Origin of the sequence: Gracilimonas amylolytica (genome assembly GCF_002911695.1) — a bacterium.
GTDB classification, from domain to species: Bacteria; Bacteroidota; Rhodothermia; order Balneolales; family Balneolaceae; genus Gracilimonas; species Gracilimonas amylolytica.
In genome coordinates, this window is the sequence record NZ_PQBS01000037.1 from 1 (window position 1) to 13,358 (window position 13,358).

Here is a 13,358-nt window from a genome sequence, read left to right on the forward strand (position 1 = left end):
GGGAGTGTTCATTAAAGTGTGTCAGGGGTTAAAAATCTATCTTCAAAGTAATCTACTAAATCCCGACGAACCGAGGACCATCCAAACATAGCTCCACTCCATTTGGTTTGGGCGTTTATCGTGGCCAGGTAGATTTGTTTAACAATAGCATTCTCGCAGCTGAATGCTCCTTTGGTCTTGGTTACTTTACGAACCATTCGGTGATAACTTTCAATTGGGTTATTGGTATAAATAACCCTGCGTAGTGCCGGTGGATACTTATAAAAATTAGTCAGCCGATCCCAGTTATTATGCCAGCTGCGAAAGATGACCTTGTATTTTGCTCCCCAGGTTTGTTCGGCCTGCTCCAGATACTGCTTTGCCGCTGATTCATTCAGGGCTGTATACACTTTCCTCAAATCCCGGCTTACCGCCTTATAGTCTTTGTAGTTGACATACTTGAGACTGTTACGCATTTGATGCACCAGGCATAACTGCACATCGGTGTGCGGGAACAGGTCCTCAATAGCTTCGGCGAAGCCAGACAAGTTGTCGATGCAGGCCACAAAGATGTCTTCCACACCCCGGGTTTGTAATTCGTGGAGTACGCTGCGCCAGAAACTAGCCGATTCAATATCTCCAAAGTAAATCCCCAGCACCTGCTTGACCCCTTCGGTGTTTACTGCCAGTACTGAGTACACGGCTTTGGATATGACTTTTCCGTGCTCGCGTACTTTAAAATGCATCGCATCCAGCCACATGACCGGATAGACCGAATCCAAGGGCCGGGACTGCCAGTCCAGGATCTCCGGCAGAATCCGGTCGGTGATCGCACTGAGCGTGCCTGTACTTACCTCTACGCCGTACATATCGCTCAGATGAGCCTGAATATCCCGGTAACTCATGCCCCGGCTGTAGAGCGAGAGAATCTTGGTATCCACATCACTGGTAAGCCGCCGCTGACGCTTGGGGAGTGTTTGTGGGGAAAAACTGCCATCGCGGTCACGGGGAGTAAAAATCTCAAATCCTCCCAACGAGCTTTGCACATTCTTGCTTCCACGGCCATTACGGCGATTGGAGCTCGTGCCCTTCTCCTGTTCCAGATGAGCATCCATCTCACCTTCCAGACTCGCTTCTATCACGCGTTTGAGCAGGGGCGTGAATACCCCGTTCTGACCCGTTAAGGGCTTTCCCTGGGTTAATTGCTCCGATAACTGTTTTACCAAAGCATCCAGGTGTTTGTTGTTTTTTGTAGGTTCCATGTGTCTAAGTTAGTTATGACACACTTAATTGAACAGTCTCTACATCACTGAAGGAATTTGAATCTGATTAATTATAGTTTTTAAAAACCCAAAACACGAAAAGCTATACAACCTGACTCACATTCCTCTGGTTTCAAGCTAAAGCTCTCAACTGCTCCCTTCCAAGGTGCCGGTGAGGCAGGGGAGAATTTTCAATAGCCGTCTCAGTTGTGGCTACTACGAAATAGAGTTTACACACCCATAAAATTGATCAGGCGAAAATCCCTCTTTGAAGAGGGACAGAAAATGATCTCTGATCATTTTCAGGGGGATGTGTGTGTGGAAACAAGGGTAAATAACCTTACAAAAAGAGTTCGGTTATAAATAGATAGGTTGTCAGTGTTATAAGCACTAACGGAGAACCTGCGAGCGTCCAAAGGTCCTCGCAGCGTTAGCTCGCAACGCTCGAATCCCGACTACTCGAAGAGGACGCTGTGAGGTTGCTTAAATAATCAAATAAGATGAGTTGACTAATTTTTTTAATCCAACTCAGGTTTACAAATACTTCTCCTTAATGATCTCCATATGGTGCAATTCGTGGCCGGCAATGATGAAAGGAAAAGAGCGAACGGTAAATTCAACGCCGTTGGCCATACCCTTCAGGCCGATCATCTCCTTGGTCATATTCTGAAATAAATGAATGGAAGCAATTCTTACGGCCAGATATTCATTCCCAAGATTACTGATGGTGCGGCTGTTATAGTTCGAGTACTTCACGTAATCATCCTGTTCCATACCCGGCTGGGGATTCGGGTCACGCCTTGAAAAAGCCTGGGCACGATAGGCAAACATCCGTTCCGTCTCAATCATATGACCAATGATCTGCTTTACCGTCCACTTTCCTTCCTCATAGGAATGAAAAGCCTTATCACCGGGAATGGCATTGATGAAGGTGTAAAACTCGTGCATCTGAGCTTTTAGAATTTCAATGATATTTCCTTTAGGCACATGAGCCACATAATCGGCATAATAATGCGCGTATTCTGAACCGGACGGAAATTCTTTATCCCAAACTGACATAATGTAAACCTCTGTATTTGATTTGACTGAATATAGAAGACAGACGGATAAAACTGAATAAAAAAATCCTGCACCTCAGTTAAGTGATGCAGGATCAATAAAATTTATAAACGGTAAGGTTTACTTATTCACTTCCAGGCTTTCAGTTGAGCTGGAACTTGCTTTTTCGTCATCTGCATAGGTTGTGGTAACGAAGGCGTATGTAACACCATCTACCGTGGTCCAGTCAGAATACTCTGTTTTTACCGTTTGATTACCACCGGCCTGCGGGTTGAATTGTGAGTAGGTACTCATCATAGGCAGGGAGGTAGCAGGATCCAGATAATAAGTGACCGGCGATTCAAAATTGATCTTCAGCTTCACATACTCTGTATCGCCTATGGTTTCGGTTCCCATATATTCAGCATCTACAGCAGATCTGTCGATGGCAATACTCATATAGCTTCGTTTGATCTCGTTCTGAACTTGCTGAACCTGAGCCGGAGGCATTGGGAATTCCTGCGAACCCAGTTTCTGCGTTCCTTTTCCGTCAGCTACATTTATGGTGATCTTACCCTGAGGAGTATTCAGCACCGCATTCTGAGAATTCTCCTTGAAGTTGATCGTCACGGTTCCTGATACAGATATCTCACCCATAGGAGAATTTATGGTTTGGTCGCCCACGGTAGTGATCGATTCAACATCGGTTCCGGGTTCAACGACGGCTTCTGCCATTTTCTTCAGCCATTCCTGTCCCTGAGCGGCATCACCGGCCTCTTGAGGTTCATCCGAAGCAGGCTGTGGGATGGTGATATCAAGCTCATTCACGTTTCCGTATTTGTTCAGTTGATCACCGATCTCTGCTTTGTTCCCGACTACCAGGATCTGAACTTGTTCGGGCTTCATGTATTCACGGGCTACGCGCTGTACATCTTCGATAGTGGTAGCTTTGATCCCTTCAACCAATTCGTCAAAAGCATCTTGCGAGAGTCCGTTGTATTCATTGTTGATCCGCTCGTTGAGGATCTGAGATTTACTGTCGTAGCGGAACACAAGTGAGTTCAGGAACCGGTCTTTGGTATCCTGAAGTTCTTTTTCAGTGATCGGCTCTTCCTGTAGTTTTTTAACCTCCGCCAGAATGGCGTCAATGGCCTCTGCGGTTTGTGAACTGCTGGTCATGGTCGTTAAACGGAAGGTTCCCGGGTAGTTGATATTGGAACCATAGCTTCCTCCTACAGAGTATGCCAGGCCAAGATTGGTTCGGACTTCCTGAAATAGTCGGCTTGAAAAACCACCGCCAAGGATCTGATTCATGACCTGAATGGCCGGGTAATCTGGGTTTTCACGGAGTCCGCCTATATGCCCCATGGTTACATAACTTTGATTCACGTCAGGCTTGTCAACCAGGTTGATCGTGGTTTCAAATTCATAATCCACCTCCGGATACAGAAGGTTGGTTGGACTGCCGGTAGGAAGGCTACCGAAGGCCTCACGCAGTTTGCGCTTCATGTCATCGGTGTCAAAATCACCGACAATTCCCACGGTCATATTTGATCCAACAAAATGATTCTTATGGAACTCGATCATGTCTTCGCGGGTAATGTTATCCACGGTCTCATATTCGGTCTGGCGGGTGTACACAGAATTATCACCATAAATGAGATTCTGGAATTCACGTCCTGCGATCTGCTGCTGATCATCATTTCTTCTGGAAATACCACTCTTTGTCTGGGTTTTAGCCAGGTCGATCTTTTCCTGAGGGAAAGCCGGGTTCTGAAGCAGATCTACAAAAGCAGGAAGGAGGGTCTCAAAATCCTCTTTCAGAACATTCATGGATGCGCCGCCCGAACCGAAACCAATGAAGGTCGACATAAATGCCGCATTGTCTTCCAGCAGGGTATTCAGTTGATCAGCCGGGTAGTTTTCGGAACCACCTTCACGCATAACCTGTCCGGTCATACTGGCTAATCCGGTTTTGTTGGCCGGAACCAAAAGGCCACCGGTTTTAACGGTCACCCGAACATTGATCAAAGGCAATTCCTTGTCTTCAACCAGGTAAAATTTGATACCGTTGTCGAGGTTGAATTCCTCGATCTCAGGCATGTTGATCGGATTCAACTCCGGATACTCGATCTCGTCGTACCTTTTTTGCGCCATGATAGGCAGCGCAAAAAGTGCGATAAATAAAAATATGGTTAATCGTTTCATAATTGGATCAATTTGTTTTGAAAATCTTGGATTAGGACTCAGCACGAACCGTTGCACCCACGGTGCGGTTATCTTTGGTGAGGTATTCACGGGCAACACGCTGCAGATCTTCGAGGGTTACCTCATTGATACGATCCAGTCGCAGGAATACTTCTCTCCAGTCACCCTGATTGTTATGGGTACTGGCAAAATTACTGGCCAGGCCGGTGTTGTTATTTAATCCACGAATGATGCCGGCGCGAATATTGGTTCTGGCGCGATCGAGTTCTTCCTGAGTTAACACACCTTCCTTAACAGATTCGATCTCTGTGTAGATCGATTGTTCAAGCGTATCCAGTTCCACATTCATATTTGGAACGGCAAGTGTCAGGAACATGGATGAGTATTTACTGCCGGGGAAACCATTAAAGGCTCCAACCTGAAGGGCCAGCTGATCCTCTTCAACCAGCTTTTTATACAAGCGGGAAGTTCGTCCGTTTGAAATGATATTGCCAAGCAGATTCAGAGCTTCAAAATCCTCATGTGATTCAGCTACGCCGTGGTACCCGATCAGCATGATAGGCTGAGAGTTTCCTTCGATGGTGAATCGTCGTTCGCCACGCTGTTCCGGTTCCTTGGTGGTTACAATAGGAGCGGGCTCACCTTCGCGAAGATCACCGAAATACATTTCAGCGAACTCCTTCATTTGGTCAGGATCCACATCTCCTGCAATACCAATGGTGATGTTACTTGGTACATAAAATTTTTCGTAGAAATCTTTGGCGTCAGCAATGGTGGTTGCTGTTATATCTGAATTCCATCCAACTACCGGCCTGCCGTAGGGGTGAGCCGTATATGCCACAGCCAGGAATTCCTCGATCAATCGTCCGATCGGATTTGATTCGGTTCTCATGTTTCGCTCTTCCCGAACGACTTCTTTTTCTACATAAAACTCACGGTAGGTTGGGTTCTTAAAGCGATCAGCTTCCAGGTTGAACCAAAGCTCAGCCCGGTTTGAGGGAAGGCTGTAAAAATAATTAGTGAAGTCAGCACCGGTAGAGGCATTCAGTCCGGTTCCACCATTTTGCTGTATGATCTGTGAAAACTCGTTGTTTACCACATACTGTTTGGATTCTTCCTGATATTTCTGGAATTCATCCCAGTATTGCTCCATCAATGCACTGTCTGGGTCGGTCTTATAACTTTCACGGAGCCAGTTTTGGTAGGCTTGATCCATGTTGTCAATAGCTACTTTTTCTTCTTCCCAGTTCGTGGTGCCAATGTAGTGAGTACCTTTAAAGGCCATGTGCTCAAAGATGTGAGCAATACCGGTGTTGCCAACGGGTTCGTTAACCCCGCCTACATTAACGTGGGTATAAAAACTGGCTACCGGGGCATCATGTCTTTCAATGATGATAAAGTGTAAGCCATTGTCGAGGGTAAACTCGGTTACTTTTTCTTCGAATTCTTCAAGATACTGCGCCTGTACTCCCGAAAAGGAAAACAAAAAGCCCAGCATCAGCAGCAGGATCGCTGTTGATCTAGTAGTGTATTTCATTTGTACTGTCGTTTGTGAATAGTAATAATATGTAAACGGAAAATGGGGCTATTACTACTATTTAGCAAACTTCGGTGAAAAATCTTTGAGAGGAAGTCCCTCTTTGGATGAAGTCTCGTCGAGGTCATCGGTGCGGGAGAGTTCCATCACATATGACACATGCTTGGGGTTATAGAATCGCTTTTGAAAATAGACCTTCTTGTCGCCCGTGGTTCTTGAGCACCGGTCAATTTCAAGCAGGGCGTCTCCGGTTTCCATCTGCAGGTGCTTGGCGATATATTCATCAGCACTGGCAGCGGTTATTTTATAGCTTCCGGCCTGAATGGGGATCTCATATTTCTCCTCAATAATATTGTAGATGGTTTGAGTGGTGAGATCCTCATCAAATAAAAGCTGACCGTAACCCGGCGGTAACCAGGTAATGTCGAACGCAATGGGGTTTCCGCTGCCCAGGCGAATCCGGTCCACACGGATCAATTTCATATCAGGGCGAACATCAAGGATCTCGTTGATCTCTTTGATCGGGTCAACTTTCTTAAGATTGATGAGTCGTGAGCTGCTCTCAAGTCCGGCCTGACGCATATCCTCGGCAAAGTCCGTTAACCGGACCAGATTACTCTTCATGTTCTTATCGCTTACAAAGGCCCCTACGCCCTGCTTGCGATAAATGAGTCCATCGTTTTCGAGGTTTTGTAAGGCATGGCGCACCGTTACCCGGCTCACCTTAAAATAATCACAAAGGCGCTTTTCAGAAGGCAGCTTCTCTCCCGATTCGTAATTTCCTTCTGTGATCTCCTTTTGAAGATGCTGTTTGACTTGCTCGTGTTTTGAGGCTAATTGTTCCATAACGATCTACTGATATTCAGAAAATTTTAAACAGGTCAATACAAGTCATAACACAACTTGAATAAACCTTATAATGTCATTTCGGTTGTAAATTTCCCGATAATTGATGGAACTAATATACTTGTTATTACATGTTGATACAAAATTAAAAACTCTTGTATCATTGGTGCGAAGAGATAATCAAACGATCAATCAACTAATAAAAAATACAATGGACATACTTACACAACCTATGCCCTGGTACATAGCCGGTCCGATCATCGGATTAACGGTTCCAATTCTTCTCATTCTGGGAGGAAAGATGTTTGGAGTATCAGCCAACCTGCGCCACGCATGTGCGGCATGTAACTTTGGTAACGTAGAATTTTTCAATTACGACTGGAAAGAAGCCGGATGGTGGAACCTTACCTTTTTAGTAGGATCTATATTAGGTGGTTTCCTCGGCGGATACGTTTTTGCAAACCCAGAACCTATTGATCTGGCAGCATCCACGATCACAGACCTTCAGGCTTTGGGAATCAATGACTTTAGTGGATTGGTACCGGCTGATCTGATCTCGTGGGAGGCATTAGGCACCCCAACAGGATTGATCGTGTTGGTACTTGGCGGTTTTCTGGTAGGATTTGGAGCCCGATATGCCGGCGGATGTACATCCGGACATGCCATATCAGGACTATCTGACCTGCAGCTTGCCTCACTGATGGCTGTAGTTGGCTTCTTTATCGGTGGCCTGTTAATGACCTACCTGATCTACCCAATCATACTTTAAAAATATTAAGAGCAGAACAATGAAAATTTTAGAATACCTCAAATACTTATTGATAGGAACAGCTTTCGGTTTCATTCTGGTGAAATCTGAAGTCGTGTCCTGGTTCAGAATTCAGGAAATGTTCCGTTTCGATTCATTTCACATGTACGGAATCATTGGTTTGGCAGTTGTGGTGGGTATCATCTCAATTCAGATCATTAAGAAAAAGAACATCAAGGATACCAAAGGGAATCCCATAACCATTCCACCTAAAGATGCTTCACAATGGAAGCGTTACATCATCGGTGGAAGCATGTTCGGTTTAGGCTGGGCATTATTAGGAGCCTGCCCGGGACCTATGTTTGCACTACTAGGTAGCGGAATTACCGTAATGATCATCCCAATTTTATCAGCAGTAGCGGGGACTTACGTCTATGGTATGCTTCGAGATTCTTTACCTCATTAATGAAGGTGAACTCAGACATCAGGAGTCAGAACTCAGTAGAGAATATTCTGACTATAGAGTTCTGAGTTCCGAGTTCCAAGATTATTAAAATAAAACAACACAGGAGACACATTATGTATTTCAAACAATTCTTCGATGAAAAATTAGCACAGTATGCTTACATGGTTGGTTGCCAGGCTGAAGGAACAGCTATCGTGATCGACCCGATGAGAGATATCGATCAGTATATTGAAGCTGCAGCAAAAGAAAACCTGACTATTGTCGGTGCAGCAGACACACACATCCACGCCGATTATATTTCCGGTTTACGCGAGTTTGCCGAAAGAGGTGTGAAAGTGTATGCCTCTGATGAAGGCGATAAAGACTGGAAGTATGAGTGGCTGATCGGTAGCGATTACGACTACCAGTTACTCAACGACGGTGATGAGTTCAGTATTGGAAATATCACATTCAAGGCTTGGCACACACCGGGTCATACACCTGAGCATTTAAGTTATTTCATTACTGACGGTGCAGCCGCAGATCAGCCGATCGGTATTGCTACCGGAGACTTCATCTTTGTAGGTGATGTCGGACGTCCTGACCTGCTTGAATCAGCTGCCGGACAGGAAAATGTAATGGAGCCTTCAGCCCGAACATTGTTCAAATCTGTTGAAGACTTCAAGAGCGTACCGGAATTTATGCAGATCTGGCCCGGACACGGTGCCGGTAGTGCCTGTGGTAAAGCCCTGGGTGCGATCCCGGAAACTACGGTTGGGTATGAGCTGCGTTACAATGCTTCTATCAAATCAGCGACCTCAGAAGATGACTTTGTGAAGTTCATTCTTGAAGGTCAGCCTGAACCGCCACTGTATTTTGCACGCATGAAGCGCGACAATAAGCTTGGCCCTAATGTGATCAAAGGCCTTCCACAGCCTAAGCACATGACTTTGAAAGAGCTGGGCAACCTGGACAACAATAAAGATGTGGCTGTATTAGATACACGTGAAAGAGACGAATACTCACAGGGCCACCTGCCGGGTTCACTTTTATCACCAATGAACAAGCAGTTCAACACGGTTGCCGGATCATACATCACTGAAGATGAAGAGATCTACCTGATCGTGGAAGAGCATCAGTTAACTGAAGCCGTTCGTGACCTGTACCGAATTGGTCTCGACAATGTGATCGGTTATGTGACTCCGGTAGATCTGGATCACTACGCTGAGCACGGTGGCGAACTGGAAACGCTGGCTGTCGAGAAGTTCGATGCCATTGACAAGTATGTCGGTGACGACAACTATCAGATCCTGGATGTTCGTAAGGCTTCAGAATATGAGGAAGGAAACATCGAGGGAGCGCAAAACATCGCTCACACCCGATTGCTTCCAAGAATCGATGAAGTGCCAAGCGAAAGAAAGATCGTAGTTCACTGTCAGGCAGGAGGTCGTTCTGCAGTTGCAGCGGCTCTGTTACAGCGCAATGGCTATGAAGTAACTCTCATCGACGATGAGTGGGAAAATTATGCAAATAAAGCAGCAGCGACTGCTTAAAGAAGGTCGGCACGCATAGGGGCGGGTAACATGCTCGCTCACTACAGCGTGAGATCGATCTAATGTGGGAAAAATATCCACATGCAGAAAATGGGGTTGGTTAAAGAGAGAATAATTTTTGTACCCCGAAAATCTATCCCGGAAAGGCGTGAAAGGCTTCCCGGGTTCTAAAACAGAATCCATTGAAATTCAGTAACCGGTTTTTGTAGAGATGTTCTTCGGAATGTGACTACGGTAACCGATTCAAAAACGAATCACCACAATGAAATCTAATACATCATTCATCGCAAAATATATCCCCATCCTGGACTGGATCAAGTCCTACAACTCTGAGGATGCTAAGGGTGACCTGAATGCGGGTATAACGGTTGGTATTATGTTGATCCCACAGGGAATGGCCTATGCCATGCTTGCCGGACTACCGCCTATTTATGGTCTGTATGCCTCCATTGTACCGCTTATCCTTTACGCCATTTTTGGTACCTCGAGACAACTTGCCGTAGGGCCGGTTGCCATGGTATCGTTGCTGGTTTTAGCCGGTGTAGGTGAAATTGCCGAAGTGGGGAGTGACCGCTTTATACAGCTTGCCATTATGACGGCCATGGCTGTGGGTCTGTTTCAGTTTTTCATGGGGGTGTTCAGGATGGGTTTTCTGGTAAACTTTCTGTCACACCCGGTATTGAGTGGATTTACCTCCGCCGCTGCGTTGATCATTGGAGGGAGTCAGATCAAAAGTATTCTGGGGATCGACATTCCCCGCACGAACTATGTGCACGAAATTGTCATGAATACCATACAAAAGGCTTCAGAGATCGACCCGTTTACAGCCCTTATCGGGTTTGGATCCATTGCAACCATCATTTTACTGAGAAAATGGAAAAAGACATTCCCGTCAGCTTTAGTGGTTGTGGGGCTGGGGACATTGGTGACCTACCTCTTCAGTTTACACGAATCAGGCGTGGCCATTGTAGGGCAGGTGCCTGAAGGACTTCCAGGTTTTCAGTTAACCTCATTCAGCTGGTCCGATTTTGAAGCGATCCTGCCAACCGTACTGGTCATTGCACTGGTGGGTTATATGGAATCCATCGCAGTTGCCAAGGCCATTGCCAACAAGCATGGTTATAAAGTAGACCCGAATCAGGAGTTGATCGGGCTGGGTGTGGCCAATATTGGTGGGGCTTTATTTCAAGCCTATCCAACCACCGGAGGATTTTCAAGAACTGCCGTGAACGATCAGGCAGGTTCAAGAACCGGTATGGCCAGCATCATCAGTGCAGTTATTATAGCTCTGACAGTTCTATTCCTGACCCCGCTATTCTACTATCTGCCAAAAGCCGTGTTGGGTGCCATTATTATAGTGGCTGTGGCCGGTTTATTTGATTCGCACGAAATGAAGCACCTCTGGAAGACCGATAAGAAAGACCTGGCGATGTTGCTGGCGACCTTTATTGCGACCCTTGCTCTTGGTATTGAAGAGGGCATTGCGATCGGTGTGGTCTTATCACTTGTGATGGTGATCTACAACAGCACCAAGCCTCACAGTACAGAACTTGGCCGATTGGGTGATACAAGAAATTACCGAAACATCACCCGCTACAAAGAAGCCAAAACAGAGGAAGAGATCCTGGTTTATCGCTTCGATTCTGAATTGTATTTCGCCAACGTGGAGCATTTTCGTTCAACGATCGACAGTCTCATTGATCAGAAAGGAGACAACCTGGAACTGGTAGTCCTTGATGCCTCAGCCATAAACAGTGTGGATTCGACCGGGGTTCATGCCCTTGAAGAGCTGATCAAAGACCTGGGTGAAAAAAATATTGAATTGTATTTCGCGGGTGCCATTGGTCCGGTGCGTGATAAACTCAAAGTCTGTGGAATTACTGACGGGTTGAGCATCACCAATTTCTACTTTGATGTGTCCGATGCCATTGAGGCTTTTAAAAAGGGACATCAAAAAGAACATGATTATTCACCGGTTCAAACGAATCTTTAAACAAGCTTTAAGCGATTAATGAAACCCCTTGGACTAAAATATAACTGGAAGCAATTTTCGCTGCTGGTGCTTATCAACGCATTTGTTGGTGGCATGGTAGGGCTGGAGAGGACAATTCTCCCGGAAATTGCAGAAAGTGAATTTGGGATGGCCGCCCGTTCGGCGATCTTCTCTTTCATTGTTGTGTTTGGGATCACCAAGGCTGCATCCAATTATTTTGCCGGTCGGTTTGTCCAGCAATTTGGCCGAAAGAAAATGCTGATCATCGGTTGGTTATTTGGCCTGCCGGTGCCATTTATCTTAATGATGGCCGACAGCTGGAACTGGGTGATCGTAGCAAATATATTCCTGGGTATCAATCAGGGGTTAGCATGGTCGGCCAATGTGATCATGAAAATCGATCTGGCCGGGAAAAAAGATCGTGGTCTGGCCATGGGCCTAAATGAATTTGCGGGATATCTGGCTGTGGCCGTTGTGGCATTTTTGACCGGCTGGATCGCTTCCGAGTATGGATTGCGACCCTATCCGTTCTATCTGGGTATTGCACTGGCCGGAATTGGTTTGTTGATGTCAGTGGCCCTGGTTAAGGATACGGCCCCATGGGTAAAGGCAGAGTCATCGGAAGGTGGCAATGAAAAACGAAGTAAGCAGAATCTGTTCTGGAAGGGGTCATTTGGAGATCGCAATTTGTTTGCCGTCTCACAATCCGGAATGGCTACGAATTTAAAAGATGGAATGGCGTGGGGAATTTTCCCACTCTATCTGGCTGCTGCCGGGCTGGACCTGTACCAAATAGGAATTGTAACCGGTATTTACCCGGCATTCTGGGGGATCCTTCAGGTTGTGACCGGAAAAATATCTGACTTTACAGGCCGAAAAAATATGTTGCTGGCAGGATTGATGGTTCAGGCCGGAAGTCTGTTAGTGTTCCCGTTGCTCGACCAGTTTTATGAATTTGTGATCGCTGCCTCTTTCCTGGGAATTGGAACCGCAATGGTGTATCCGACGTTTCTGGCAGCCGTGGCAGACCTTGTGCATCCGGAAGACCGGGCAGAGAGTATCGGAGTTTTTAGGCTATGGAGAGACGGAGGATATGCGATAGGAGCCCTTCTCGCCGGTATATTAGCAGATATGTTCGACCTGGGTTTTGCCATTACCATCACAGGAATTATTGTAATGATATCCGGAATTACTTTGTTATTCAGTATGAACAAACTTAAAAAACCAATCGCTCATTAACCTGATAGCATTATGTGGAAAACGATTTTAACAATAGCGTCAATTTTAATTATAGGTATGATCATGTTTAACATGTTTACAAAAAAATCAAACGATATCGATGTAAGCATCGATGAATTCAAAGAGAAATATGCAGAGGATGCGGGTGTCGTTATAGACGTGCGTTCTCAGCAAGAGTATGACGAAGGTCACCTGGCTAAAACAGACATGCAGCTGGATCTGATGAATGGTGAATTTGAAGAGTCACTGGATGAGTTGGAAAAAGACAAGACGTACTATTTGTACTGCCGAACCGGAAACCGAAGCGGACAAGCTGCCCGCATCATGAAGAGTGAAGGATTCGAAAAAGTATATAACATAGGCGGATTTGATGATCTGGCGCGTGCCGGTTTCGAAGCCGAATAATTTACCTGTTTTTAATAGGTCATGCTTCACTGATTTGATTGATCGTGAAGAAAAAAGGGCGTGCTCATTCGGGCACGTCCTTTTTTTATCCTCTGAGTTTCGGTT

11 protein-coding genes are annotated in these 13,358 nt (G+C 45.8%); 6 read left to right on the plus strand and 5 right to left on the minus strand.

Features of this window, described 5'->3' with window-relative positions; translation table 11 throughout:
* Positions 1–11 precede the first annotated feature (11 nt).
* From C3B73_RS09450 to C3B73_RS09470, 5 genes are all read right to left on the minus strand, one after another.
* Positions 12–1,241, minus strand: a complete 1,230-nt coding sequence (locus C3B73_RS09450) for an IS256 family transposase (protein ID WP_103664478.1) — start codon at positions 1,239–1,241, stop codon at positions 12–14.
* Between the two features lie 534 nt (positions 1,242–1,775).
* The gene (locus tag C3B73_RS09455) at positions 1,776–2,300 is read right to left on the minus strand and encodes a DinB family protein (RefSeq protein WP_103665364.1); all 525 of its coding nucleotides are present in this window, start codon (positions 2,298–2,300) and stop codon (positions 1,776–1,778) included.
* Positions 2,301–2,420: 120 nt separating this feature from the next.
* Positions 2,421–4,487, minus strand: coding sequence for a M16 family metallopeptidase (locus C3B73_RS09460; protein WP_103665365.1), 2,067 nt, complete (start codon positions 4,485–4,487; stop codon positions 2,421–2,423).
* Positions 4,488–4,518: 31 nt separating this feature from the next.
* Complete coding sequence (locus tag C3B73_RS09465; RefSeq protein WP_198597331.1) at positions 4,519–6,024, minus strand: M16 family metallopeptidase; 1,506 nt, start codon at positions 6,022–6,024, stop codon at positions 4,519–4,521.
* A 57-nt stretch (positions 6,025–6,081) separates the two neighbouring features.
* Positions 6,082–6,870, minus strand: coding sequence for a GntR family transcriptional regulator (locus C3B73_RS09470; protein ID WP_103665366.1), 789 nt, complete (start codon positions 6,868–6,870; stop codon positions 6,082–6,084).
* 211 nt (positions 6,871–7,081) lie between these two features.
* Between C3B73_RS09470 and C3B73_RS09475 the strand changes: the two genes are divergently transcribed.
* From C3B73_RS09475 to C3B73_RS09500, 6 genes are all read left to right on the plus strand, one after another.
* On the plus strand, positions 7,082–7,639 hold the full coding sequence (locus C3B73_RS09475) for a YeeE/YedE family protein (RefSeq protein ID WP_103665367.1): 558 nt from the start codon (positions 7,082–7,084) through the stop codon (positions 7,637–7,639).
* Between the two features lie 19 nt (positions 7,640–7,658).
* The gene (locus C3B73_RS09480; RefSeq protein WP_103665368.1) at positions 7,659–8,084 is read left to right on the plus strand and encodes a DUF6691 family protein; all 426 of its coding nucleotides are present in this window, start codon (positions 7,659–7,661) and stop codon (positions 8,082–8,084) included.
* A 113-nt stretch (positions 8,085–8,197) separates the two neighbouring features.
* Positions 8,198–9,616 carry an MBL fold metallo-hydrolase gene (locus C3B73_RS09485; RefSeq protein ID WP_103665369.1) on the plus strand — a complete coding sequence of 473 codons (1,419 nt, stop codon included), beginning with the start codon at positions 8,198–8,200 and terminating at the stop codon, positions 9,614–9,616.
* A 262-nt stretch (positions 9,617–9,878) separates the two neighbouring features.
* Positions 9,879–11,609, plus strand: a complete 1,731-nt coding sequence (locus C3B73_RS09490; RefSeq protein WP_103665370.1) for a SulP family inorganic anion transporter — start codon at positions 9,879–9,881, stop codon at positions 11,607–11,609.
* An 18-nt stretch (positions 11,610–11,627) separates the two neighbouring features.
* The gene (locus tag C3B73_RS09495; RefSeq protein ID WP_103665371.1) at positions 11,628–12,848 is read left to right on the plus strand and encodes an MFS transporter; all 1,221 of its coding nucleotides are present in this window, start codon (positions 11,628–11,630) and stop codon (positions 12,846–12,848) included.
* A gap of 63 nt (positions 12,849–12,911) precedes the next feature.
* A complete protein-coding gene (locus C3B73_RS09500; protein ID WP_232803127.1) occupies positions 12,912–13,253 on the plus strand; it encodes a rhodanese-like domain-containing protein in 342 nt (113 codons plus the stop codon).
* Positions 13,254–13,358 lie beyond the last annotated feature (105 nt).

Coding starts and splice junctions, on each gene's coding strand:
- C3B73_RS09450 (WP_103664478.1), bottom strand. CDS start 1,241: ATGGAACCTACAAAAAACAACAAACACCTGGATGCTTTGGTAAAACAG.
- C3B73_RS09455 (WP_103665364.1), bottom strand. CDS start 2,300: ATGTCAGTTTGGGATAAAGAATTTCCGTCCGGTTCAGAATACGCGCAT.
- C3B73_RS09460 (WP_103665365.1), bottom strand. CDS start 4,487: ATGAAACGATTAACCATATTTTTATTTATCGCACTTTTTGCGCTGCCT.
- C3B73_RS09465 (WP_198597331.1), bottom strand. CDS start 6,024: ATGAAATACACTACTAGATCAACAGCGATCCTGCTGCTGATGCTGGGC.
- C3B73_RS09470 (WP_103665366.1), bottom strand. CDS start 6,870: ATGGAACAATTAGCCTCAAAACACGAGCAAGTCAAACAGCATCTTCAA.
- C3B73_RS09475 (WP_103665367.1), top strand. CDS start 7,082: ATGGACATACTTACACAACCTATGCCCTGGTACATAGCCGGTCCGATC.
- C3B73_RS09480 (WP_103665368.1), top strand. CDS start 7,659: ATGAAAATTTTAGAATACCTCAAATACTTATTGATAGGAACAGCTTTC.
- C3B73_RS09485 (WP_103665369.1), top strand. CDS start 8,198: ATGTATTTCAAACAATTCTTCGATGAAAAATTAGCACAGTATGCTTAC.
- C3B73_RS09490 (WP_103665370.1), top strand. CDS start 9,879: ATGAAATCTAATACATCATTCATCGCAAAATATATCCCCATCCTGGAC.
- C3B73_RS09495 (WP_103665371.1), top strand. CDS start 11,628: ATGAAACCCCTTGGACTAAAATATAACTGGAAGCAATTTTCGCTGCTG.
- C3B73_RS09500 (WP_232803127.1), top strand. CDS start 12,912: ATGTTTAACATGTTTACAAAAAAATCAAACGATATCGATGTAAGCATC.